Source organism: Streptomyces sp. NPDC059649, assembly GCF_042734445.1.
Lineage (GTDB): Bacteria > Actinomycetota > Actinomycetes > Streptomycetales > Streptomycetaceae > Streptomyces.
In genome coordinates this window covers 91207-114041 of the sequence record NZ_JBHWDV010000027.1, presented here as the reverse complement: position 1 = coordinate 114041, position 22835 = coordinate 91207, and the positions used below count along the sequence as shown (strand labels likewise).

General features: G+C 71.6%; 21 protein-coding genes. 12 read left to right on the top strand and 9 right to left on the bottom strand.

Annotated features, from left to right (window positions below):
- Positions 1 to 652 precede the first annotated feature (652 nt).
- A complete protein-coding gene (locus ACFV1J_RS25575; protein WP_385861662.1) occupies positions 653 to 1549 on the top strand; it encodes a class I SAM-dependent methyltransferase in 897 nt (298 codons plus the stop codon).
- A gap of 136 nt (positions 1550 to 1685) precedes the next feature.
- Here the strand turns inward: ACFV1J_RS25575 and ACFV1J_RS25570 are convergent, their stop codons facing one another.
- The 3 genes from ACFV1J_RS25570 to ACFV1J_RS25560 all read right to left on the bottom strand — a co-directional run bounded on the left by ACFV1J_RS25570 (position 1686) and on the right by ACFV1J_RS25560 (position 5074).
- Positions 1686 to 3041, bottom strand: a complete 1356-nt coding sequence (locus ACFV1J_RS25570) for an alpha/beta hydrolase family protein (protein ID WP_385861660.1) — start codon at positions 3039 to 3041, stop codon at positions 1686 to 1688.
- Positions 3042 to 3229: 188 nt separating this feature from the next.
- Complete coding sequence (locus ACFV1J_RS25565; protein WP_385861658.1) at positions 3230 to 3595, bottom strand: deoxyxylulose-5-phosphate synthase; 366 nt, start codon at positions 3593 to 3595, stop codon at positions 3230 to 3232.
- A 96-nt stretch (positions 3596 to 3691) separates the two neighbouring features.
- Positions 3692 to 5074: an MDR family MFS transporter gene (locus ACFV1J_RS25560; protein WP_385861656.1), complete on the bottom strand. Its 1383-nt coding sequence runs from the start codon at positions 5072 to 5074 to the stop codon at positions 3692 to 3694.
- Between the two features lie 300 nt (positions 5075 to 5374).
- Between ACFV1J_RS25560 and ACFV1J_RS25555 the strand changes: the two genes are divergently transcribed.
- On the top strand, positions 5375 to 6136 hold the full coding sequence (locus tag ACFV1J_RS25555; RefSeq protein WP_385861655.1) for a phosphoglyceromutase: 762 nt from the start codon (positions 5375 to 5377) through the stop codon (positions 6134 to 6136).
- A gap of 123 nt (positions 6137 to 6259) precedes the next feature.
- On the opposite strand, the gene ACFV1J_RS25550 is transcribed toward ACFV1J_RS25555, so the two are convergent.
- Positions 6260 to 6697, bottom strand: a complete 438-nt coding sequence (locus tag ACFV1J_RS25550; protein WP_385861653.1) for a hypothetical protein — start codon at positions 6695 to 6697, stop codon at positions 6260 to 6262.
- A 168-nt stretch (positions 6698 to 6865) separates the two neighbouring features.
- Between ACFV1J_RS25550 and ACFV1J_RS25545 the strand changes: the two genes are divergently transcribed.
- A complete protein-coding gene (locus ACFV1J_RS25545) occupies positions 6866 to 7114 on the top strand; it encodes an SCO4226 family nickel-binding protein (RefSeq protein ID WP_385861651.1) in 249 nt (82 codons plus the stop codon).
- A 123-nt stretch (positions 7115 to 7237) separates the two neighbouring features.
- Here the strand turns inward: ACFV1J_RS25545 and ACFV1J_RS25540 are convergent, their stop codons facing one another.
- Both ACFV1J_RS25540 and phoU read right to left on the bottom strand, forming a co-directional pair.
- The gene (locus ACFV1J_RS25540; protein ID WP_385861650.1) at positions 7238 to 7834 is read right to left on the bottom strand and encodes an Ig-like domain-containing protein; all 597 of its coding nucleotides are present in this window, start codon (positions 7832 to 7834) and stop codon (positions 7238 to 7240) included.
- Between the two features lie 949 nt (positions 7835 to 8783).
- Positions 8784 to 9461, bottom strand: a complete 678-nt coding sequence (gene phoU / locus ACFV1J_RS25535) for a phosphate signaling complex protein PhoU (protein WP_385861648.1) — start codon at positions 9459 to 9461, stop codon at positions 8784 to 8786.
- A 378-nt stretch (positions 9462 to 9839) separates the two neighbouring features.
- Here phoU and ACFV1J_RS25530 point away from each other — a divergent pair, with 378 nt between their 5' ends.
- Both ACFV1J_RS25530 and ACFV1J_RS25525 read left to right on the top strand, forming a co-directional pair.
- Positions 9840 to 11108 carry a sensor histidine kinase gene (locus ACFV1J_RS25530; protein WP_385861646.1) on the top strand — a complete coding sequence of 423 codons (1269 nt, stop codon included), beginning with the start codon at positions 9840 to 9842 and terminating at the stop codon, positions 11106 to 11108.
- Positions 11105 to 11785, top strand: a complete 681-nt coding sequence (locus tag ACFV1J_RS25525; protein ID WP_006603892.1) for a response regulator transcription factor — start codon at positions 11105 to 11107, stop codon at positions 11783 to 11785. Before ACFV1J_RS25530 ends, ACFV1J_RS25525 begins: the two co-directional genes overlap by 4 nt.
- Positions 11786 to 11924: 139 nt before the next feature.
- Here ACFV1J_RS25525 and ACFV1J_RS25520 read toward each other — a convergent pair whose 3' ends face one another.
- The gene (locus ACFV1J_RS25520; RefSeq protein ID WP_385861644.1) at positions 11925 to 12566 is read right to left on the bottom strand and encodes a DUF461 domain-containing protein; all 642 of its coding nucleotides are present in this window, start codon (positions 12564 to 12566) and stop codon (positions 11925 to 11927) included.
- A 781-nt stretch (positions 12567 to 13347) separates the two neighbouring features.
- On the opposite strand from ACFV1J_RS25520, the gene ACFV1J_RS25515 reads away from it, so the two are divergent.
- The 7 genes from ACFV1J_RS25515 (at position 13348) to ACFV1J_RS25485 (ending at position 20587) form a co-directional block, all read left to right on the top strand.
- Complete coding sequence (locus ACFV1J_RS25515) at positions 13348 to 13830, top strand: CarD family transcriptional regulator (RefSeq protein ID WP_003953493.1); 483 nt, start codon at positions 13348 to 13350, stop codon at positions 13828 to 13830.
- Between the two features lie 455 nt (positions 13831 to 14285).
- Positions 14286 to 15032: a 2-C-methyl-D-erythritol 4-phosphate cytidylyltransferase gene (ispD, locus tag ACFV1J_RS25510; protein ID WP_385861642.1), complete on the top strand. Its 747-nt coding sequence runs from the start codon at positions 14286 to 14288 to the stop codon at positions 15030 to 15032.
- On the top strand, positions 15019 to 15537 hold the full coding sequence (gene ispF / locus ACFV1J_RS25505; RefSeq protein WP_385861641.1) for a 2-C-methyl-D-erythritol 2,4-cyclodiphosphate synthase: 519 nt from the start codon (positions 15019 to 15021) through the stop codon (positions 15535 to 15537). The genes ispD and ispF overlap by 14 nt, the downstream gene beginning before the upstream one ends.
- A 160-nt stretch (positions 15538 to 15697) precedes the next feature.
- Positions 15698 to 16102 carry a PPOX class F420-dependent oxidoreductase gene (locus ACFV1J_RS25500; RefSeq protein WP_385861639.1) on the top strand — a complete coding sequence of 135 codons (405 nt, stop codon included), beginning with the start codon at positions 15698 to 15700 and terminating at the stop codon, positions 16100 to 16102.
- 142 nt (positions 16103 to 16244) lie between these two features.
- A complete protein-coding gene (cysS, locus tag ACFV1J_RS25495; RefSeq protein WP_385861637.1) occupies positions 16245 to 17639 on the top strand; it encodes a cysteine--tRNA ligase in 1395 nt (464 codons plus the stop codon).
- A gap of 128 nt (positions 17640 to 17767) precedes the next feature.
- Entirely contained in the window at positions 17768 to 18721 is a 954-nt protein-coding gene (gene rlmB / locus ACFV1J_RS25490; RefSeq protein ID WP_385861635.1) for a 23S rRNA (guanosine(2251)-2'-O)-methyltransferase RlmB, read from the top strand.
- A 231-nt stretch (positions 18722 to 18952) separates the two neighbouring features.
- Positions 18953 to 20587 carry a DoxX family membrane protein gene (locus ACFV1J_RS25485; protein ID WP_385861633.1) on the top strand — a complete coding sequence of 545 codons (1635 nt, stop codon included), beginning with the start codon at positions 18953 to 18955 and terminating at the stop codon, positions 20585 to 20587.
- A gap of 596 nt (positions 20588 to 21183) precedes the next feature.
- On the opposite strand, the gene ACFV1J_RS25480 is transcribed toward ACFV1J_RS25485, so the two are convergent.
- Together ACFV1J_RS25480 and ACFV1J_RS25475 are read right to left on the bottom strand one after the other, a co-directional pair.
- On the bottom strand, positions 21184 to 21912 hold the full coding sequence (locus ACFV1J_RS25480; protein WP_385861631.1) for an NDP-sugar synthase: 729 nt from the start codon (positions 21910 to 21912) through the stop codon (positions 21184 to 21186).
- Between the two features lie 200 nt (positions 21913 to 22112).
- Positions 22113 to 22529 carry a hypothetical protein gene (locus ACFV1J_RS25475; RefSeq protein WP_385861629.1) on the bottom strand — a complete coding sequence of 139 codons (417 nt, stop codon included), beginning with the start codon at positions 22527 to 22529 and terminating at the stop codon, positions 22113 to 22115.
- Between the last annotated feature and the right edge of the window lie 306 nt (positions 22530 to 22835).

The window sequence follows — 22835 nt, the reverse complement described above, 5'->3', positions numbered from 1 at the left end:
GCCTTGTTCGTGGACTGCTTCGCTTTACGTCCACGAACAAGGCCCCTCCGGCCCGTCCCCTCCCGTTGGGGGGAAGTTGAGGGCGGTGGGGGTGGGCGTCGGGGGTCCCTTAGGGCGGGGGCGAACAGATCCCGTAAGGGGTACGAGCGCCCCTTGCGGGCCTCAACTCGACGGGCCGGGGCGGTATTCCCGACACCGCACGACGCGAGAGACCGCACGACGCGAGGCACCGGGCGACGCGAGAGACCGCCGAACGACAACGCCCGCCCCCACTCACCCCTTCCACCCACCCACGGGAGGGGACAGACCGGAGGACGAAGTCTGTAGGGCTGTCACCGCACCCGACAAACAACCGCCCGCCGCCAGGCGCAACGGCGAGCGAGCCCAACGGCGGGACGGCCGACAACGTGCGGGGCGCCGCAAAGCGCAGCGGAACGGCGAGCAAGCCCCGCGGCGGGACGGCCAAGTACGTGGGGCGCGCCGCAAAGCGGCAACGGCGAGAAACCACCGCGGCGGGACGGCCAAGTACGTGGGGGATTGCCGGACCGGCAACGAACGTTGCCACTCGTGCCCGGCAGGGCGCATGGTCGGCTCATAACGTGACGTGCAGACGCACGGAAGACCTACCGGACGTGCTGGAGGGACAGAAGCGATGAGCGGCGACAACAACGGGCACCACCACGGTCACCACCTCGGCCACGGCCACCACCTCGGCCACGGCGATGACTTCGACTGGGCCGCGATGGCCGATCTGCTGGAGCTGGAGGGCGAGGTCCACAGCCCCTACGTGCGCCAGGCGTTCGAGGAGCTGAAGCAGCTGAGCCCGCGCCGCATCCTGGACATCGGCAGCGGCCCGGGGGTGGCCGCCTGCCGGCTCGCGGCGCTGTTCCCCGAGGCCGAGGTCACCGCGGTGGACGGCACTCCGGAGCTGCTGGCCCGGGCCCGGAAGCGGGCCGAGCGGCTCGGCGTACCGCTGCGGACCGAGCTGGCGGAATTCCCGGCGGGCCTCGCCGATCTGGGGCCGGCGGACCTGGTGTGGTCCGGGCAGGTCGTACACCACGTCGGCGACCAGCAGGACGCGCTGAACCGGCTGGCCCGTCTGCTCACCCCCGGCGGTGTCCTCGCCATCGTCGAGGGCGGTCTGCCGCCCCGCTGGCTGCCGCGCGACCTGGGCTTCGGCCGTCCCGGTCTGCAGGAACGCCTCGACGTCGCGACCGCGGCCCGCTTCAGCCGGATGCGGGCCGAACTGCCCGGCTCGGTGGCGGTGGTCGAGGACTGGCCGGGCATGCTGCGGGCCGCGGGGCTCACCGGCGCACGGAGCCGGACCTTCCTCGTGGACCGGCCGGCCCCGTTGACGGACGACACCCGGCAGTTCGTACGGCGGTCCCTGGAGCGTTTCCGGGAAACCCTCGCCGACCACCTGGACGCCGAGGACCTGGCGACCCTGGACCGGCTCCTCGACCCGGCCGACCCGGCGGGCGTCGACCGGCGCCCGGACCTGTTCCTGCTGACGGCGAAGACCGTGCATTACGCATCGTCGCCGGAGTGAGTGGGCGAGGGCGGTCGTCACCGGAGTGAGCCGGCGGGGGCGGTCGTCGCCGGAGTGAGCGGGCGGGGAGGGCAGAGCTGCCCGGCCGGTCGTGCGGACCGGCCGGGGTCGGCTTTCGACGCTCACTTCCCTGCGCTCACGGCACGAAGCGGATCTCCGGGTAGCGCGCCGACGGCCGGTCCAGCAGCCCGCCATCGCCCCGCCCGCGGAGCCACCGGTCGAAGAACGCCGAGAGGTACGCCCGCTGGGCCGCGACCGCCCGGGCCGGCCGCACCGACCCGATCATCTTCGTCACCTCGGCCGGGGACAGCCCCAGTTGCCGGGCGATCTGCGGGATCAGCGTCTCCGCGTCCGTGTACGTGGCGTGCCGGCTGCCGCGCAGCGTCAGATCCCGCAGCCAGGCGCCGTCCCTGCCCCTGCTGTGCTCCCAGACCGCGCCCCAGGAGGCCACCGTGTGGTGGGTGTCCCCGTCCATCCCCATCAGCAGCAACGGCCGGTCGACGCCGTCCCGGCCGACCGTCGACGGGTTCGAGGGGTCGTCGTCCCGCTGGGTGTAGCCCATCACCCCGTCCAGGTTGGCCGCGGCCCGGATCCGCCGGTCGTCGTGCAGGGTCTGCGCCGCGGTGAACCCGCCGGCCGACTGACCGAACATCCCCACCGCGCGCAGGTTCAGCGCCCCGCGCAGCCCGCGCGGCAATGGGGAGGCGCCCCGCCGCCCGCCCAACTCGTCGAGTACGAAACGGGTGTCGGCCACCCGCACCGCGCTGACCTTCCGCAGCAGTTCCGTCATCCGCCCGGCCTGCCGCGCCTTGGCCACCTCCGCCGGCATCACGCTCCGGGCCACCCGCCCGCCCGGGAACTCCACCGCGGGCGCCTCGTAGGTGTGGTCGAGGGTGACGACCACATAGCCGCGGGAGGCCAGTTCGTCGCAGAGCGTGCTGCCGAACCCGCGGGGATCGCCCGCGCCGGGGGAGTAGAGCACCACCGGCAGCCGCTGTCCGGGCCGCCGCGGCGCCACCGGCGCCCCCGTGCGCGCGGCGGTGCGAGTGGCCTGCCAGGCGACCTTCCCCGGCGGCACGTGCTCCGAGAAGCTGTTCATCCGGTCGAACGCGGCCGCCTCGCGCGGCGTCAGCTGCGCGGCGCGCGGGTACCGTCCGGCGCCCGCACCCGCCGGATACCGCACGCCGACCATCACCTCCCGGTACCGGTGCCCCGGCGTCCCGCCACCCCACGGATCGCGCCGCTGACGGTCGATCAGATGCAGGGCCACGGCGCCCACCTGATGACGGCCGGTGGGCGCGGGAAGGGTCAGGGGCACCGCCACAGGACTCCCGCCGGCACCGGCAGAGCGAGCCGACCCCGTCGCGGGTGCCTCCGCCGGCGCCGTCCCCGCCGTCGCGGCCACCCCGCCCGCCACCAGCGCCCCGCCCATCGCCAGGACCGCGACCGCCGCGCCCCACCGCGCCACCCGTCGCTCCGCACCCTCGCCCATCCCCAACTCCCCACCGGTCGCCGCCAGATCACCCGTACGCCCGGCCCGGTTCCCGGCCCGTCCGCACGCATCACCAGCGTCCCGAACCGGCCCGCCCGACTCGACCGTGCAGCCACGTCTCCTGGGGGTGGGGCTACCACGAACATCCCGTGGCCGGTGCCCGGGGCGCCTCGCCTCCCGGCGCCGGGTTACGGCACCTCGTAGCGCACCAGAGCGCGGGCGAACGGTTCGCCGGTGGCCTGTGCGTAGGCGATCCGCTCCCGTACCTCGGCGAGCGTGCGGGGCCGGTAACCGGGGCCGCCGCAACAGCTCTTATGGAATCGGACGCCGGCGTTCAGCAGCACCGAGAGCACCCGCCAGCCCGCGGTGTCACGGCGCTTCGGGGGCGCGAACGCGGAGCCGACGTGGATCAACGGCCGTGCGCAGCGCGGGCAGCGGCGCTCGTGGTCGCCTTCATAGGGCTGCTTGTAGGAGGCCCGGCAGGGGAGGCAGACGTAGGACGTCTTGGACCGGGTCGTGGTCTTGGTGTGCGACATGGTCCTGGTGTGCGACATGGCCGCGAGGCTAGCCCCGGAGGGTGGGACGAGCGACGGGTTTACGGTGCCCAGCTGCCGCTGTGCGACCGGCCCCCGTCGCCGGAACGGCCCTCGTTACGTGACCGGTTCCCCCGTCGCCGGCGCGGACTCTGAGGAAGCGGAGGAAGCGGAGGGAGTGGAGGGAGTGGAGGAAGCGGAAGGAGCAGAGGAAGCGGAGGCGGTGGTCGTCGGGCTCGTGGCCGGGAGGCTCCGGAGCAGGAGGCCGTAGCCGAGGGCCGCCACCGTGCCGACGGCTGCGCAGCCGGCCCAGAGGGTGTTCGCGCCGTAGTGGTCGATGACCGTGCCGCCGATCAGGGGGGCGGTCAGGGAGGCGATGGACCAGGACAGCGCGTACATGCCCTGGTAGCGGCCGCGGCCGTGCACGGGGGAGAGGCGTACCACCAGGCCCATCTGGGTGGGGGAGTTGATGATCTCGCCGAGTGTCCAGACGGCGACCGCGAGCGCGTACATGGCGACCGAGCCGGCCAGTGCGGTCAGCCCGAAGCCGTAGCCGGCGAGCAGCGCCGAGCCGACGAGGAGCGTCGCGGGGCTGCGGTGCTCGATGAAGCGGGTCACCGGGATCTGGAGGAGGACGATCAGGACGCCGTTGACCGCGATGACGGCGCCGAAGTCCGCGCTGGAGAAGCCGTCCCGGCCCATCGAGACCGGCATCGAGACGTAGGCCTGCTGGAAGAGCAGGGCCAGCAGGAGGTTGAGGCCGACGACGGTCATGAAGCGGCCGTCGCGCAGCACGGTCAGCATGGAGACCGGGGCGGTGGACGTGCCGTCGGCGGCGGGGTCCTGCGGGCCGGCCGGGGTGTCGGCGGCGGGCCGGGACTCGGGGAGCTTGCAGAAGACCACCAGCGCGCAGGTCAGCACCAGCGTCGACTCACCGAGGAAGAGGGCCAGATAGCCGTGCTGCGCGATGAGGCCGGCGGCGGTGGAGGAAACGGCGAAACCGAGGTTGATCGCCCAGTAGTTGAGGGAGTAGGCGCGCACCCGGTCCTCGGGGGCGACGATGTCGGCCATCATCGCCTGTACGGCCGGGCGGGAGGCGTTGGTCGCCATACCGACGACGCCGGCCACCACCGCGATGGCGACCGGGTCCTCCATGAAGCCGAGCAGCGCCACGGACACCGACGTCGACAGCTGCGCGATCAGCATCGTGGGCCGCCGCCCGAGCCGGTCGGTCAGCACCCCGGCGCCCACGGAGGAGATCACTCCGCCGAGCCCGTAGAGCGCGCCGACCAGGCCCGCGTACGAGGCGGAGTAGCCGCGCTCGACGGTGAGGTAGAGGGCCAGGAACGTGGCGACGAACGCGCCGAGCCGGTTGATCAGGGTGCTGGTCCATAGCCACCAGAACTGCCGCGGCAGGCCGGCGACGCTGTCGACGGCGGCCCGCCGGAGCCCGGACAACCGGCCCGGGCGGGACTCGTGTGGCGCAGTGGGCGTGGGCATGACAGTTAATTCCCCCGGGCGGTGTGCGGTGCGGTGCGGCGCCGTGCAATGGGTCGCGTGGTGCGCGCGTGAGGCGCGCGTGGCGGGTGCCTGCGTGGTGTGCGTGCGTGCGTGGTGAGTACGGGACGGTCGGCGACCGGCCCACCGTCAAATGTGTAAGTGGCGCCAGCCGCACGCGCAACCTACATACCACCCCGCCCCGCTCGCCAGTCATTTGACGAGAAGCGTCAAACGTCACGCAGAAGACCAGGTCGTGGACCCGCGCGAGGCGGCATCCGGAATTCGATTACGCTCGACGGCATGGCCGACGCACCGTACAAGCTGATCCTCCTCCGCCACGGCGAGAGCGAGTGGAACGCGAAGAACCTGTTCACCGGCTGGGTGGACGTCAACCTCAACGAGAAGGGCGAGAAGGAGGCGGTCCGCGGCGGAGAGCTGCTCACCGAGGCCGGCCTGCTCCCCGACGTCGTGCACACCTCCCTCCAGAAGCGCGCCATCCGCACCGCGCAGCTGGCCCTGGAGGCCGCCGACCGCCTCTGGATTCCCGTACACCGTTCGTGGCGCCTGAACGAGCGCCACTACGGCGCGCTGCAGGGCAAGGACAAGGCGCAGACCCTGGCCGAGTTCGGCGAGGAGCAGTTCATGCTCTGGCGCCGCTCGTACGACACCCCGCCGCCGCCGCTCGCCAACGACGCGGAGTTCTCGCAGTTCGACGACCCCCGCTACGCCTCGCTCCCGCCGGAGCTGCGCCCGCAGACCGAGTGCCTCAAGGACGTCGTCGTCCGCATGCTGCCCTACTGGTTCGACGGCATCGTCCCGGACCTGCTCGCCGGTAAGACGGTCCTGGTCGCCGCCCACGGCAACAGCCTGCGCGCCCTGGTCAAGCACCTCGACGGCATCTCCGACGCGGACATCGCCGGCCTGAACATCCCCACCGGCATCCCCCTCTCCTACGAGCTGGACGCCGACTTCCGCCCGGTCACCCCCGGCGGCACCTACCTCGACCCGGAGGCCGCCAAGGCCGCCATCGAGGCCGTGAAGAACCAGGGCAAGAAGAAGTAAGCCCCCCGGCTGCGAGCCCTCGGCTACGGGCCCCCTACCTGCGGTTTCCCGCGGGTAGGGGGCCCGTTCCGTTCAGACGCACGCCCCCAGGAACGCACGCACGCAAGGCGCTCGCCGTTCCGTTCAGACACGCTCGCCCGGCAGGTGGCGGGGGACGGCGACCAGGCCGTAGAGGACCAGCAGGGACATGGCCATGACGAAGATCGACCAGTAGGGGAACGTCGACAGGAAGATCAGCTGGCCGACGAGGCAGGCGGAGGCCAGCACGATGCCGGTGATCCGTGCGGCCCGCACGCCGAGGAACACGCCCAGGCTCGCCAGGATCTGGGCGACGCCGATGATGATCCACACCCACCCCCAGAAGGTGAAGTTGAAGATCAGCAGGCGGTTGCCGTGGTTGGCGGTCGTGGCGTAGTAGCCGTGGTCGAGCAGGGCGACGAAGCCGTTGATGATGTCGAACAGGCCGCTCAGCATCAGCAGGAGGCCGGCGAACGCGACCCAGTGGGACCGTTCGGCGGGCGGCACGGGACGGCTCTCCGGTGTGTGCGGACTCGACTGCATACGCCCCATCTCGCCGGGTGGGGGACGGCGGCGCAACCGGCGGCGGGCCGTTGGAGCGAGGTGCGGGCGGGCTCCCGGGGGGACGTCCGGGAGGTGCGGAGGCAGCATGGAAGGGGGTGCCGGGGGAGGGGCAGGCAGTGTTCATCCGCAACGGGAAGGATGAGAGCGATGCCCAAGTTCATGGACATCCATCACAACATGAAGGGCCTCACGGCCGATCAGCTCAGAGAGGCGCACCAGGCGGACCTCGACATCCAGGGCGACGAGGGCGTGACGTTCGAGCACGCCTGGGCCGACACCGACTCCGGTGAGGTGTTCTGCCTGTCGGACGCGCCCTCGGCGGAGGCCGTCCAGCGCATCCACGAGCGCGCCGGGCACAAGGCGGACGAGGTCCACCAGCTGACACTCAGCGTGTGACCCGGGCGCTTTCGCCCACGGGCCGGATCGAGCCCACCAGTCGGATCGAGTCCGCCGGCCGGATCGAGCCCACCGGCCGGTCGAGCCCCTTGCCTGCGGTTCTCCGCCGGTAGGGGGCCTCGGTCACCACACGTCGAAGGTGATCCTGGCTTCGGCCTTTTCACCGCGGTCGTTCTTCACGGTGTACCAGATCACGTCGGTCCCTTTGAAGTTCTTGTCGGGCCTGTAACGGAGTCGCTCCCGGTTGGGGACGATCTGGATTTTGCCGTGCTTCGGTTTTTCCGCCTTTACGAAGTAGATCGGCTGCTTTCCCAGTGTCACGTCGCCCACCCTGACGTACGCTGCCGCGTTCTTGTGCACCCGAACATCCGTCGTGTAGGCGGTCAGCGGTACCGTCCTGATGCGGACTTCTACCTTGATCGTCTTTCCGTCGTCGAAGGATTCGGTCGGACTTGCTTTCAGAATCAGCGGTCGAGGGTTGTCCTCGTAATTCGTATACAGGGTTCTCCAGGTATCCCCGACGTCACGGACCTCATCGACGGGGCCGGAGTCGCGGGCGGGGCCGAAGACCGCAAAGTCGCCAGTCCCCACCTCGGATTCTTCGAGAATGCGTACCTGCATTCTCTCCCCGGGCTCCACCAGGAATTCGGAGTCCGTGCATTCTGCCCATCGGAGCGTGTCACCCTCCGGACACTCCTTGGTCTCGTCGGTCGGTGCCATCGCAGCCTGCGCGGTGGCTGTCCGCAAGGAAGAGCTCGGCTGGGCGGATGCCGCTACCGGGCTGAACGCAGGAATGGCCAGCAGGCCTGAGATGGCTGCCGCGGACAGGGCCCTTTTTCGCATGGCGCACCTCCAGTGGTGCAAGCCAAGAGCCGCTTCGCTCATCGTCTGTTATCGCAGCAGAAAGGCCGCCGCCGGGATGGCGCGTCGTCGTTCGTTCCGCAATCCCGCAGTGCTGTGCCGCCGGTGCCGGAGGCCGTGGCTGCCTTCCTGCTCTCCGGCGCGTCTGCATCGGTCGAGTCGGCATTCCGAACTCCGGCAGCCCGCGCCGTGTCTCGCACCATGCCCGTCGTACGGGGCCCGCCCGTACGCGGCTAAGAATCAGCCTACTGCTGGGAGGTCTGCCACCCAAGACCGCGGTGCTCGAAGCGTGAGTCCATGCTCACGCTTGGTCAGGAAATTCAGGTGCGCGGAGCCGGACGCATCGAGGAAATCCGGGAGTTGAGTGCGATTCGGAAACGGAAGACACCCCACGCAAAGAGCCCCGTCCGTAACGGACGGGGCCCTGTGCTCGAGCGTGCGGTGTGATGAGGGCCGTCAGCAGCCGCCGCCGCACTGGCAGGGGCCGCCCGACTGACAGCCGCAGCTGCAGCCGGGGCCGCAGCTGCACCCGGCGAGCAGCGGGAGCTGCGGGCGGTCGCCGGCCGCCGGGGTGTGCGGGGACGCGTGGTTCGGAGAGTCCGCCATGAGTGCCATGCATTGCCTCCTAGGGGTCACCTGAAGCCATTGCATGCCCGGGCGCCGAGGCGCGTCAACGGCGCGTCAACGGCGCGTGGAGGCACACCGCAACGGCGCACGGTGGCGCAGACGGGAGGCGTACCCGACGGCCCGCGGGCCTGCGCGCCCCCGGCCGGCCGGCAGCCCCACGCGCCCCGGCCGGCCGCACGGCCTACGCGCCCTCGACCGGCGTCGCCGGGGCGATCTCGTCGGCGTGCTCACCGGTGACGAGGTAGACCACCCGCTTGGCGACGGACACCGCGTGGTCCGCGAAGCGCTCGTAGTAGCGGCCGAGCAGGGTCACGTCCACGGCCGTCTCGATGCCGTGCTTCCAGCGGTCGTCCATCAGGTGCTGGAAGAGCGCGCGGTGCAGCAGGTCCATCGCGTCGTCGTCCTGCTCCAGCTGGAGCGCCAGGTCGACGTCCTTGGTGATGATGACCTCGGCCGCCTTCGCCATCAGGCGCTGCGCCAGCTGCCCCATCTCCAGGATGGTGGCGTGCAGATCGCGCGGCACGGCCGTCTCCGGGAAGCGCAGCCGGGCCAGCTTGGCCACGTGCTGGGCCAGGTCGCCGGAGCGCTCCAGGTCGGCGCTCATCCGCAGCGAGGTGACGACGATCCGCAGGTCGGTGGCGACCGGCTGCTGCCGTGCCAGCAGGGCGATCGCCCGGGCCTCCAGGTCACGCTGGAGGTCGTCGACCTTCTCGTCGCCGGCGATGACGTTCTCGGCCAGCTTCAGGTCCGCGTCGAGTATCGCCGTGGTGGCGCGCCCGATCGCGGAGCCGACGAGCCGGGCCATTTCGACCAGGCCCTCGCCGATCGAATCCAGCTCCTCGTGGTACGCGTCCCGCATCTGTGTCCTTCTCTCGCGTCGAGTGTCGTGTGTCGCGTGGGTGGGGGGAGTGCGGCGGTGGGTCCGGGGGGGGTCCGGTGTCCACGCTCTCACGGTCGGTCTCCGCGCGGGCCGTCTCCCGGGCGGCACCGGCCCGTCACCGGACCGCACCTTCACCCTGCGGCCGGATCGCGACCTGCGGTGCCACCGGGGGTGAACCGGTGCCGACGCCAAGGTGAACTCTGGGCGACCGGCCACCGCCTCCGGGGCGGCCACCCGCCCGGCGCCGGCGGACGGAGTGAACCCGTGCGGACGCCACGGTGAACTCTGGGCGACGGCTGTCCGAGCAGCGGCTCGCGAGTCTGGGGGAGTGTCGGACCCGGCACATACTCTGGAGTCATGAACGTGGATGCGGCCGTCGCCGCGATGGCAGCGATCGCCGGGCTGTGCACCGGCGTCTTCGCCATGCTGGCGTTCCGCTGGAGCGAGCGCGACCAGGCCACGCCCACCCGCTCCTCGCTCCACACGGACGCGGTGCTGCCGCCCGGTGTCGACACCGTCCTGTCGGTCCTCCGCTCCTCCGCCGTGGTCCTCGACGAGGCCGACGCGGTCGTCAAGGCCAGCTCCGCGGCGTACGCGCTCGGGCTGGTCCGCGGCGGCAAGCTCGCCGTCGAGCCGATGATGCAGATGGCCCGGGACACCCGCAGGGACGGCGAGATACGCCAGGTCGAGCTGGACCTCCCGCGCCGGGGCACCGGCCGCGGCGAGGCGCTCGCGGTCTCCGCCCGGGTCGCCCCGCTCGGCTCCCGGCTCGTCCTGCTGCTGGTCGAGGACCTCACCGAGGCCCGCCGCATAGAGGCGGTCCGCCGGGACTTCGTCGCCAATGTCAGCCATGAGCTCAAGACCCCGGTCGGCGCGCTGTCGCTGCTCTCCGAGGCCGTGATGGACGCCAGCGACGACCCCGAGGCGGTCACCCGCTTCGCCGGCCGGATGCAGAACGAGGCCACCCGCCTGACCAACCTCGTCCAGGAGCTGATCGACCTCTCCCGGGTGCAGAACGACGACCCGCTGGAGGACGCCGAGCCGGTCCCCGTCGAGGAGCTGGTCGCCGAGGCGATCGACCGCTGCCGCCAGCAGGCCGGCGCCAAGCAGATCACCATGGCCTCCGGAGGGATCGCCGACCTGAGCGTCTGGGGCAACCGCGGCCAGCTCGCCGCGGCCCTGGGCAACCTCGTCGAGAACGCCGTCAACTACTCCCCGGCCCGCACCCGGGTCGGGATCGCCGGCCGGCGGATCTCCGCGCCCGGTGGCGACCTGATCGAGATCGCCGTGACCGACCAGGGCATCGGGATATCCGAAAAGGACCGGGACCGCATCTTCGAGCGGTTCTACCGCGTGGACCCGGCGCGCTCCCGCGCCACCGGCGGGACCGGACTCGGCCTCGCCATCGTCAAGCACGTGGCCGCCTCGCACGGCGGGGAGGTCACGGTGTGGAGCGCTGAGGGACAGGGCTCCACCTTCACCCTGCGTCTCCCGGAAGCCGGGGCCGTACGCGACCGCGAACGGCCCGACGACCTCTCCGCGGAGGGCCTCGACGACGAGGACCGCCCGTACGAGACCTTCAACGATCCGCTCCCTGCTCACCCAGCCCCGGAGGTCCTTCCGTGACCCGAGTGCTTGTCGTCGAGGACGAGGAATCGTTCAGCGATGCACTGTCGTACATGCTCCGCAAGGAGGGTTTCGAGGTCGCCATCGCGGCTACGGGCCCTGACGGTCTGGACGAGTTCGAGCGCAACGGCGCCGATCTCGTCCTGCTGGACCTGATGCTGCCCGGCCTGCCCGGCACCGAGGTCTGCCGCCAGCTGCGCGGCCGCTCCAACGTCCCGGTCATCATGGTGACCGCCAAGGACAGCGAGATCGACAAGGTCGTCGGCCTGGAGATAGGAGCCGACGACTACGTCACCAAGCCCTTCTCCTCCCGCGAACTGGTCGCCCGCATCCGCGCCGTGCTGCGCCGCCGTGGCGAGCCGGAGGAGGTCACCCCGCAGGCCCTGGAGGCCGGCCCGGTCCGGATGGACGTGGACCGCCACGTCGTCACGGTCTCCGGCGGCAAGGTCGACCTCCCCCTGAAGGAGTTCGACCTCCTGGAGATGCTGCTGCGCAACGCGGGCCGGGTGCTGACCCGCATGCAGCTGATCGACCGGGTCTGGGGCGCCGACTACGTGGGCGACACCAAGACCCTCGACGTGCACGTCAAGCGCCTGCGGGCGAAGATCGAGCCCGACCCGGGCGCGCCGCGCTACCTCGTCACGGTCCGCGGGCTGGGCTACAAGTTCGAGCCGTAGAGTCACCCTCTCCGGGACGCCGGCGCGCCGCCGCCGCAGGCAGGTGCGCGGCGGCGGCGCGCCGGAGTACATGTCAGGGGCGCCCATCCGGGGGGATGGACGCCCCTGACACGTGGTCCGGGCCCTCGCGGGCGGTGGCTCAGTGCGCGCCGTGCACCGAGGCCGACGGCTTGGGCGAGATCGAGCTCGCACCGGCCTTGGGCTTGCCGGACTCCGAAGGCGAGGCCGACTCGGACGGCGAGGCGGAGCCGGACGGCTGCGGCACCTCGGCCGGCCCGTAGCCCTGGAAGTAGCTCTTCGCCGGGACGACGAAGGCGCCCAGCTTCACCTTGCCGGCGGAGCTGAAGCTGAACGTCAGCGGCTGGATGTTGCCGTCCTGGACGGCTTCCCGGCCGCTGGCGAGCACGGCGGAGGCGTTGCCCTGGCCGCCGATCACGACGGACCCGCCGGCCGGCACGGTGATCGCGCCCGCGGAGCCGCCGGCCGGCGTCAGCTTGGCCGACTGGCCGGTGCCGTCGACGGAGACGGCGGTCAGCTTCTGGTCCTTCGCACCGTTGTTGAACACCGTCGCGGTGACCACGGCCGGGCCCTTGGCGTTCAGGTCGGGCTGGGTGACCACAGAGGCGTTCTGGATCTTGATGTCGCCCGCGGAGGTCGCGGCGTTGTCCGGCTTGACCTGCAGCGTCTGGGCGTCGTTCCCGGCCCCGCAGGCGGACAGCGAGGCGATCGAGAGCGAAAGGACGGTGGCGGCGAGGACGCCGCGTCGAAGGCTGCGGCTCACGGCGGCGGCATCTCCTTGACGAGCTACGGCGGCCGAACGTTCGTGCCCGGTCGCGGATGGACGGCTGGGGCGGGCCTGCGTACGCGTCATGGCGACGGGCACGTAAAGCCGCCCTAAGGGTGTGTCAGCGCCGCTAGGTTACCGAGCCGTCCCCGCGCCGCCGCACCCGACCCGCCCCCAGCGGGATCACGGGCCCCCGGCGCGCCCGCGGCCCGGGGAAAGCCGGCCGTGGTCCCGGGCCCCCGGCCGGTGGGGACGGGGAAATCCGCAGCTGGCTGCGCGGAACATCCGCGGAGGGGTGGAACACCGCGACAACCACCATGAACGGACACCGACAACTCGCCGGAATATCCCGGGCCCCGTTCGGGTGCCCGGCCCGTCGAATCCCACCCGCTTTCCCCGGCCGAAAAGGAGTATTCGAAGGGAATGTGAAGGCCCCGGAGAATTGATCACACTGTTCGGCCGCCGGGCGGTGATCAATTCGGGAATCGGTCGTGAGGGCCCGTGAGCAGCCGAACGGAGTAGCGGAACTCGCTCATGCGGATCCGTGCAAAACGGGACTTTCGGCCTGTCGATCAAGGCCTTCCGGGCGTGTGACGGGCACGTTTCCGCCCACCCGAGAAGCCCCTCCGACCTGCGAATACCCGCATCCCGGACCCCCTCGCAGCACGTCCCGGCCGCTGTTGTCAAGCCCCGAGATATGCCCTGACCTGCGAAAACGCCATTCAGAACGGCCCGTTCCCGTGTTAGCATGGATAGCCACGGAAGGGGTACCTGTCACATGACGTTCAAGGTTGGCGACACCGTGGTCTATCCCCATCACGGGGCCGCGCTGATCGAGGCCATCGAAACTCGCCAGATCAAAGGCGTGGACAAGACCTACTTGGTGCTGAAGGTCGCCCAGGGCGACTTGACTGTTCGTGTGCCAGCGGACAATGCGGAGTTCGTCGGCGTACGCGACGTGGTTGGTCAGGACGGGCTGGACCGGGTCTTCGAGGTGCTGCGCGCACCGTATGCCGAAGAGCCCACGAACTGGTCCCGTCGCTACAAGGCAAATCTTGAGAAGCTCGCTTCCGGCGATGTGATCAAGGTCGCCGAGGTCGTACGTGACCTGTGGCGGCGTGAGCGGGAGCGTGGACTCTCCGCAGGTGAGAAGCGCATGCTCGCCAAGGCCCGCCAGATCCTGGTGAGCGAGCTGGCCCTCGCCGAGAACACCAACGAAGACAAGGCCGAGGCCCTGCTCGACGAGGTCCTCGCGTCCTGACGACGCTGTCCGGCGCCCCGCCGACGCAGCGACGAGCGACGTAGCAATGCCGCGGTGCCCGATGACGACCGTCTCCTGTGGAGGGTCTGTTGCCGGGCGCTGCGGCATATCTGGCTGTGTGACCTTGCAGGGAACTTGCTGTGAACTGGCTGGGAACGCCGTCACGGACGCGAACGCTGCGCCAGACGACGCTGCGATGGACGGCCGGGACGAACGGCTGTGAAAAGCGGCGCCGACCGTGAAAGCCGGGCCGCCGACCGGACGCCGAGCCCATCAGGCGGGCCGGCCCCGGGCAGCTGCCCCGACCGATGTCACGGAAGGGTCCGGTCAAGGCGTCGCACCCGGCACTCCCCGCTCTCACGGGCAGGGTGTCCTCCCAGGCCATACCCACCTCGTCCGAGGAAACAAACCTGTCTGCCCCAATTCCGGGCTCGCCCCGGACTCCGGAGCCATCGATGTCAGATCCCTCCCGCCCGATCCGCACCGCCGTGGTGATCCCGGCCGCCGGCCGTGGTGTCCGGCTCGGTCCCGGCACCCCGAAGGCGCTGCGCACGCTGGGCGGCACCCCGATGCTGGTGCACGCCGTCCGCGCGATGGCCGCCTCCCGCGCCGTCTCCCACATCGTCGTGGTCGCCCCGTCCGACGGCGCCACCGAGGTCGACCGGCTGCTGCACGAGTACCCGCTCGCCGACCGCACCGAGCTCGTCGTCGTTCCCGGCGGGCGGACCCGCCAGGAATCCGTACGCCTCGGCCTGGCCGCGCTGCCCGAGGGCATCGACGTGGTCCTGGTGCACGACGCGGCGCGCCCGCTCGTCCCGGTCGACACGGTCGACACGGTGATCGCGGCGGTACGCGCCGGAGCGCCCGCCGTCGTCCCCGCGCTGCCGCTCGCCGACACCGTCAAGCAGGTCGAGCCGCAGCCCCAGGGCGCCCCGGAGCCGGTCGTCGGCACTCCCGAGCGGTCCCTGCTGCGCGCCGTACAGACGCCGCAGGGCTTCGACCTGGAGACCCTGCGCAAGGCCCATGACACCGTCGTGGAGGGGGAGGGCGCCACCGATGACGCGGGGCTGGTGGAACGGCTCGGCGTACCGGTCGTGGTCGTCCCCGGCCACGAGGAGGCGTTCAAGGTGACCCGGCCGCTGGACCTGGTCCTGGCCGAGGCCGTACTCGCCCGGAGGAGGGCCACCGATGGCTACGTCTGAGCAGATCCCCGCCGGTCCGCTCGTCCCGCTCGTGGGCATCGGCACCGACGTGCACGCCTTTGAACAGGGCCGTGAGCTGTGGTGCGCCGGGCTCCTGTGGGACGCCGCGGAGAGCGACGGCTACGGGCTGGCCGGCCACAGCGACGGCGACGTGGCCGCGCACGCCGCCTGCGACGCGCTGTTCTCGGCGGCCGGCGTCGGCGACCTGGGCGCGCACTTCGGGACGAGCCGTCCCGAGTGGTCCGGCGCCTCCGGGGTGACCCTGCTGGCCGAGGCCGCCCGGATCGTCCGCGCCGAGGGCTTCACCATCGGCAACGTGGCGGTGCAGGTGATCGGCGTCCGCCCGAAGGTCGGCAAGCGGCGCGACGAGGCGCAGAAGGCGCTCTCGGCGGCCGTCGGCGCGCCGGTCTCGGTCTCCGGGACCACCTCGGACGGGCTGGGGCTGACCGGCCGCGCCGAGGGCCTGGCGGCGGTCGCCACGGCCCTGGTCTTCCGTACGGCGTAAGGGCCTGGTGACGGCCTCCCGCGGCGCCACCCGGTCCGACCGGCCCCACCGCGGCCGGTCGGACCGGCGGCGGCCGGCGGGAATGCCGGGCGGCGCACGGGTGTTGAGGCAGGATCGGGGTACTCGTGTCCCTCGGAACGGCCCGCAGGAAGGACCCCTCGTGACTGCCACCCTGTCCGACGACCTCAAGCAGCTCCTCGACACCCCGGTCTTCGTGACCGTGGCGACGATCCAGCCCGACGGCAGTCCCCAGGTCTCGCCGGTGTGGGTGAAGCGGGACGGTGACGACCTGCTGATCTCGACGACCGTCGGCCGCCGCAAGGAGGCCAACCTCCGCCGGGACCCGCGCGTCTCGGTCGTCGTCCAGCCCTTCGACGCCCCGTACACCTACGCCGAGGTCCGCGGCGAGGCCTCGCTGACGACGGACGGCGGGCAGGAGCTGATCGACGAGCTGTCGCTGAAGTACACCGGCAAGCCCTACGCCGAGTTCAACCCGGAGGCGGGCAAGGACGCCGAGCGGGTGGTGGTCCGGATCACGCCGCGCAAGGTGGTCGGCAGTATCTGACGCCGCCCCGGGGTGACGGAAGCGCCCGCGGGCGGCCTTCACTTCAGGCTTTACTTCCGGCAAATCGGAAGGATATGACGGTTCTGTGTCCCCGTGGCCGATGCGTCGCGGGGCACTGCCGGGTTCCGACTACCCTGGTTCCGTGACGATTCGCCTGTACGACACCAGCGCCCGGCAGATTCGCGACTTCACCCCGCTCACGCCGGGCTGCGTCTCGATCTACCTGTGTGGTGCGACCGTGCAGGCCGCGCCGCATATCGGGCACATCCGGTCGGGACTGAACTTCGACATCATGCGCCGCTGGTTCGCCCACCGCGGTTACGACGTGACGTTCGTCCGGAACGTCACGGACATCGACGACAAGATCATCGCGAAGTCGGCCGAACAGGGCCGCCCCTGGTGGTCGATCGGCTACGAGAACGAGGTCGCCTTCAACGAGGCGTACGACGCCCTCGGCTGCCTGCGTCCCACCTACGAACCGCGCGCGACCGGCCACATCCCCGAGATGATCGAGATGATGCGCAGCCTGATCGAGCGCGGCCACGCCTACGCCGCGGACGGCAACGTCTACTTCGACGTCAAGTCCTTCCCGGAGTATCTCCAGCTGTCCAACCAGGAGTTGGACAACCTCCTCCAGCCCTCCGGTGAGGGTGAGACCGGCAAGCGCGACACCCGCGACTTCGCCATGTGGAAGGCCGCCAAGGAGGGCGAGCCCAGCTGGGAGACGCCGTGGGGCCGCGGCCGTCCCGGCTGGCACCTGGAGTGCTCGGCGATGGCCCACAAGTACCTGGGCTCCGCCTTCGACATCCACGGCGGCGGCGTCGACCTCGTCTTCCCGCACCACGAGAACGAGATCGCGCAGGCCAAGGCGTACGGCGACGACTTCGCCGCCTACTGGTGCCACAACGCCTGGGTGACCATGAGCGGCGAGAAGATGTCCAAGTCGCTGGACAACTCCGTGCTGGTCTCGGACATGGTCAAGCGCTGGCGCCCGATCGTGCTGCGCTACTACCTCGGCACCCCGCACTACCGCTCGATGATCGAGTACAGCGAGGACGCGCTGCGCGAGGCCGAGTCGGCGTTCGCCCGGATCGAGGGGTTCGTCCAGCGGGCCGTCGAGAAGGCCGGTGTCGTCGAGCCCGCGGCCGAGGTCCCGCCGGCCTTCGCCGAGGCGATGGACGACGACCTGGGCGTCCCGCAGGCGCTGGCGATCGTGCACACCACCGTCCGGCAGGGCAACTCCGCGCTGACCGCCGACGACAAGGAATCGACCGTGGCCCGGCTCGCCGAGCTGCGCGCGATGCTCGGCGTGCTCGGCCTGGACCCGCTCGACGAGCGCTGGTCCGGCGGCGCCACCGACCGCGGCGAGGACCTGCACGGCGTCGTCGACTCCCTGGTCCGCCTCGTCCTCGACCAGCGGCAGTCGGCCCGCGCACGCAAGGACTACGCCACCGCCGACGCCATCCGCGACCAGCTCCAGCAGTCCGGCCTGGCCATCGAGGACACCCCGTCCGGGCCGCGCTGGTCGCTGTCCTGACCCCCGTCGCGCCCGTGGGCGGCCCCCCGGATTCGCCCTTCCCGGTGGACACGGGCGACACTCAATCCATACGTACGTACCCACTCCACGTCGCGAGACGTCGAGAGCAGTGAAGAAACAGGTGACCCATGGCCGGCAACAGCCAGCGCAGGAACCGCCGCACGTCCAACAAGAAGGGCGCCCAGGTCGGCAGTGGCGGTAAGCGGCGCCGGGGCCTGGAGGGCAAGGGCCCGACCCCGCCCGCCTCCGCACGCAAGGGACACGTCAAGAACCGCGTCGCCAACGCCAAGGCCAAGCAGGCCGCGGCGCGCCGCCCGGCCCCCCGCCGCGGCGGCGCCAAGGGCACCGCCGAGCTGGTCGTGGGCCGTAACCCGGTCGTCGAGGCACTGCGCGAGGGCGTGCCCGCCACGACGCTGTACGTGCAGCAGTTCATCGACAGCGACGAGCGGGTGCGCGAGGCGATCCAGCTCGCCACCGAGGGCGGGCTGAACCTCCTGGAGGCGCCGCGCCCCGAGCTGGACCGGATGACCAACGGCCTCAACCACCAGGGCCTGGTCGCCCAGATCCCGCCGTACGACTACGCGCACCCCGAGGACCTCTCCGCGGCCGCCTTCGACGCCGGTGAGGACCCGCTGATCGTCGCGCTCGACGGGGTCACCGACCCGCGCAACCTCGGCGCGGTGGTCCGCTCCGTCTCCGCCTTCGGCGGCCACGGCGTGGTCGTGCCGGAGCGCCGGGCCGCCGGGATGACGGCCGGCGCCTGGAAGACCTCCGCGGGCACCGCCGCCCGTACGCCGGTCGCGCGGGCCACCAACCTCACCCGCGCCCTGGAGTCGTACCAGAAGGCCGGCCTGACCGTCGTCGGCCTGGCCGCGGACGGTGAACTGGAGCTGCAGGACCTGGACGTCCTCGACGGCCCGGTCGTCATCGTCGTCGGCAGCGAGGGTAAGGGCCTGTCGCGGCTGGTCGGCGAGACCTGCGATGTGCGGGTGCGGATCCCGATGCCGGGCGGCGCGGAATCCCTGAACGCCGGTGTCGCGGCCGGCGTCGTCCTGTGGGAGGCGGCCCGCCGGCGCGCCTGATCGCCCGTGGCCCGGGGGCGCGTACGTGCGCGCGGCCCCCGGGGCCGGCGCCGGCGCGCCGCGCCCCCGGTGCCGGTCGCCCCACCCTGGTGCCGGTCGCCCCACCCTGGGGCACAACCTGACCCTCCGTGGGTCTTTTGGACGCTCACCCCGTATCCCGTGATCTTTTGACGGGTCTCGGACAGATCGACCCGGTCAAGGCAGTGTCTTAACCGCGGGTCACTCGGTTAGATGAGCGTGGACACCAGAACACCCCGCACGCCTACGGGGGGACGCTCGCCGGGCTTCGATGACGAGCCGGGCCTGAGCTCGGTCAAGGTGCCGTGCGATCCCGCGCAGGTCATCGTCAACCACGCCAGCTTCCGCGTACAGCTCGCCCCGCCCATGGCGGGTGACGCCATGGCCGACACCGCGCGCATCCCCGCCGTCCGGGCACCGTCCTCCGGTGCCAGACGCCGGGCACCCGTGGTGTGGAGCGGCCGCACCACACCGGGCGGTACGGCCGGCGCCACCACCCAACTCCTGCACGCGGTACGCAACGCGGGCATCGGCCTCGACGGCGGCCAGGGCGACGACGTCGGCACGACCCAGGTCCTGCCGCGGATCCGGCTCGACGAGTCCGCCCCCGCCCAGACCGTGATCGGCCAGCGCGGCCCCGTCGAATCCGACCGCACCCTGCTGCGCGGCGTACGCCCGGTCGGCAGCGCCTACGCCGACCACCACGGCGAGACCCCCTACCGCACCGCCTACGGCGGCCGCGGCCCCGCCGAGGACGCCTACGACGACGACCACTTCGAGGCCCGGGACCTCTACGACACCGGGTCCCGCCGTCGTGGCGCCGACACCGTCCGGCACGCCTACTACCCGGGCCGCCGGATGAACCTCGGCGTCGTCCTCCTCCCGCTGCGGATCTTCCTCGGCCTGATCTCCGTCTACGCGGGCATGGGCAAGCTCTGCGACCCCGTCTACTTCGACGGCGGGGAGCGCGGCTCGATGGTCACGTGGCTGCTGTCGCTCGACCCCTGGGCGCTCGCCGTACCGCTGCGCGACTTCGCCGTCTCGCACCCCGTGGGCGCCGGTCTGACCGTCGCCTTCCTCCAGGTCGTCGTCGGCGTCCTGACCATCTGCGGCCTGTGGCAGCGGCTCGCCGCGTCGATCGGCGCGCTGCTCTCCGCCGCACTGCTGATGACCGTCAGCTGGCGCACGGTCCCCGCCTACGACGCGCCGGACATCATCTACCTCGCCGCCTGGAGCCCGTTGATCATCGCGGGCGCCCCCGTCTACTCCATGGACGCCCGGCTGGCCGGCGAGGCGTGGCGGCGGCTCGGGCCCCGTGTGGAGGTCGCCGACCTGCGCCGCCGGGTGCTGCGCCGCGGCGCCATGATGACCACGATGGTGGCCGGGCTGACCCTGCTCATCGGCTCGCTGCTCGGCGGCGCCGTACGGTCCGCGACGGTCACGCCGGTGCCGCGGCCCGGTGAGCCCGCGATCAACAACCTGCCCGGCTCGCCGCTGCCCCGCCCCGGCAAGAACACCACCCGACCCGGCCGGCACCACGCAGGCAGCGGCGCCTCGCGCGCCGGCACGCCGTCCGCGGACGCCTCGCACAGGGCCCACAAGCCCCACCCGTCCGCATCGACGCCGGGCGTCGGCCGCTCGACGGGCAGCACCACCGGCCTCTCCCAGCAGCCCGGCGCGACCACCAGCGCCCCGCAGCAGACCGTCCCGACCCGTGCCCCCGCCCCGAGCCACGCCCCGTCCGCGGGCGGCACCGGCGGCGGCACGACCGGCACGGACTCCACGGGCTCGGCCAACTCCGGCGACTCCGGCGGCCGCGGCAGCACACTGGGCGGGTTGCTGGGCTGAGACTCGTACTGCCTCTGAGGGGCGTCCTGCGCCTGGGGCTTGTCCTGCTCCTCTTACGTTTTTCCCCACCTCCTACGTTTTTCCCCGCCGCCCACCCCCCTTCGGGGGGTGGGCGGGTGTATGTGGGGCGGTTTGGTAGTGGATCCGGTGGATCCGGTGGATCCGGTGAACGGTGGACCGATGGGGAGCCGGTGGGGTTCGGTGGGATCCAGTGGATCCGGTGGGAGCCGATTGTGTGGGGGCGCTGGGCAGCAGGTGGAACTGTTGACATGCGGGGCGGCGTAACTCTGCGTACGGCGCCGCAATCGCCGCGTACTGCCGTCAGGTGCGCGTACGCCGTGACGGTGAGCAGATTGGTCGACCCGCGGCCGTGAGGGCCACAGCGGCCGCTCAGGGGCTTTCATGCCCCGCAGGGGCACCGCTTGGGCACCGCTTGAGCGCGGTATGGGTCAGGGCGCGGCAGAGGGCGGGAGTCAGGGGCCGGAACAGGGGCGGAAGTCAGGGCATGTGCAGGGGCGGGAGTCAGGGCCTGGGGCAGGCCGTGGAGGTCCACGCACCAGGCCCTCAACGGCGGCCCTCAACGGCACTCAACGGCCTCAACGCCCCCGCGTGCTCAGCTCCTTGGCGGCCTCGGTGAGGTCCTTGGCCGTGTCGATGGCGCGCCAGTACGCGCCGTGCGGAAGCGGGTAGCCGGCCAGTCGGCGTTCGCGGGCGAGGCGGGGGAAGGTCATGCGCTCGTGGTCGCCGCGTACCGGCAGCAGCTCCGTGAAGGATGCGGAGAAGACGTAGACGCCGGCGTTGATGAGGTACGGGGAGGGCGGCGCCTCGATGAAGTCCAGTACGTGCCCGAACGCGTCGGTCTCCACGGCTCCCCAAGGGATACGGGGGCGGGCGAGCGCCAGTGTGGCCTCGGCGTCGCGTTCGTGGTGGAAGGCCGCCATCTCGCGCAGCGGGAAGCGGGTCCAGATGTCGCCGTTGGTGGCGTACCAGGGTTCGTCGGGGCGGGGCAGCGACCTGGCCGCGTACTTGAGGCCACCGCCGCGGCCCAGCGGCTCGGTCTCGACAACCGTGGTGACGCGCAAGGGGAGTTGGGCGTGGTCCAGCCAGTCCTGGAGCACTTCGGCGAGGTGGCCGCAGGAGATGACGACGTCCGTCACGCCCTCTTCGGCCAGCCAGTTCAGCTGATGGCCGATGATCGGGGTTCCGGTGCCGGGAATCTCGACCATCGGCTTGGGGCGGTCATCGGTGTACGGGCGGAGACGTGAGCCCTGGCCGCCGGCCAGGACCACGGCCTGCGTGGGGTACGAATGCTGGGCGCCTGTCATGGTTCGCACCCTATGGGGTGCGAGGAACGGTCAGTGGCTAAGCGGGGCGGAAACGGTCGCCGGGCGGTCACCGGGTGGCGGCGACGCCGACGGGCGGTCCCGCTGCCATGGTCGGTACCGGCGAACGGTCACTGAGCCCTGGTCAGGGTCGGTGGGCCCTGGTCGGTGTTGGTGGGCCCTGGTCAGTGTCGGCGTGGCGATCACTGGGCGGCCGCTACGCCGGTGGCGAAGGAGGTGTCGCAGACCGGGCGGGAGTAGGCCTGGGCGCGGTGCGCGGCACCGTACTTGGCGACCGCGGCGCGGCCGAGGTCACGGGCGATCGAGGCGCAGTGCCTGGCGAGCGAGGGGTGCTTGGCGGTCGCCTTCTGGAGGTCGGTGAGGGCGGCGCCGGGGTCCTTCTCCTGGAGCTCGACCAGGAGGCGCTTGCGCAGGGCCTCCTGCGGAGCGACCGGGTTGGCCTTGGTGGAGGCCTTGCCGGAGGACGCGGTCAGCATCTGGGAGTCGGTGGTCGTCGTCGTCCAGGGGACCCGGGTGACCGCGAGGGTCCCGGAGAGTACGAGGACGACGGGGAGGACGAGGGCGAGAGTTCTGCCGATGCGGCGGGCTGCGGAGTTCACGTCGTGATGGTAGCGAGGAGTGATGATTTGGCGACATTTGGTCACCTTATCGAGCGACGTAATGCCTCGTCGGTCCAGTAGTGATGTTGACGCACTGGTACGAAAAGCCCGTTCTGTCCCCGTCTTTCGAGACGTCGTACGGCGTCGTGCGGCGCCGTACGGCACTGCGAGACAGCCTCTTACGGCAGTGAACGCAGTGGTGGCGGTGCCGGGTTCTACCCTGGTCGACCATCTGGTCGCGGAACTCGCCGGGGCCGGCGTCTCCCACGTCTTCGGCGTCGGCGGCGCGAACATCGAGGACCTGTA

Coding starts and splice junctions, on each gene's coding strand:
- ACFV1J_RS25575 (WP_385861662.1), top strand. CDS start 653: ATGAGCGGCGACAACAACGGGCACCACCACGGTCACCACCTCGGCCAC.
- ACFV1J_RS25570 (WP_385861660.1), bottom strand. CDS start 3,041: ATGGGCGAGGGTGCGGAGCGACGGGTGGCGCGGTGGGGCGCGGCGGTC.
- ACFV1J_RS25565 (WP_385861658.1), bottom strand. CDS start 3,595: ATGTCGCACACCAGGACCATGTCGCACACCAAGACCACGACCCGGTCC.
- ACFV1J_RS25560 (WP_385861656.1), bottom strand. CDS start 5,074: ATGCCCACGCCCACTGCGCCACACGAGTCCCGCCCGGGCCGGTTGTCC.
- ACFV1J_RS25555 (WP_385861655.1), top strand. CDS start 5,375: ATGGCCGACGCACCGTACAAGCTGATCCTCCTCCGCCACGGCGAGAGC.
- ACFV1J_RS25550 (WP_385861653.1), bottom strand. CDS start 6,697: ATGCAGTCGAGTCCGCACACACCGGAGAGCCGTCCCGTGCCGCCCGCC.
- ACFV1J_RS25545 (WP_385861651.1), top strand. CDS start 6,866: ATGCCCAAGTTCATGGACATCCATCACAACATGAAGGGCCTCACGGCC.
- ACFV1J_RS25540 (WP_385861650.1), bottom strand. CDS start 7,834: ATGGCACCGACCGACGAGACCAAGGAGTGTCCGGAGGGTGACACGCTC.
- phoU (WP_385861648.1), bottom strand. CDS start 9,461: ATGCGGGACGCGTACCACGAGGAGCTGGATTCGATCGGCGAGGGCCTG.
- ACFV1J_RS25530 (WP_385861646.1), top strand. CDS start 9,840: ATGAACGTGGATGCGGCCGTCGCCGCGATGGCAGCGATCGCCGGGCTG.
- ACFV1J_RS25515 (WP_003953493.1), top strand. CDS start 13,348: ATGACGTTCAAGGTTGGCGACACCGTGGTCTATCCCCATCACGGGGCC.
- ispD (WP_385861642.1), top strand. CDS start 14,286: ATGTCAGATCCCTCCCGCCCGATCCGCACCGCCGTGGTGATCCCGGCC.
- ispF (WP_385861641.1), top strand. CDS start 15,019: ATGGCTACGTCTGAGCAGATCCCCGCCGGTCCGCTCGTCCCGCTCGTG.
- rlmB (WP_385861635.1), top strand. CDS start 17,768: ATGGCCGGCAACAGCCAGCGCAGGAACCGCCGCACGTCCAACAAGAAG.
- ACFV1J_RS25485 (WP_385861633.1), top strand. CDS start 18,953: ATGAGCGTGGACACCAGAACACCCCGCACGCCTACGGGGGGACGCTCG.
- ACFV1J_RS25480 (WP_385861631.1), bottom strand. CDS start 21,912: ATGACAGGCGCCCAGCATTCGTACCCCACGCAGGCCGTGGTCCTGGCC.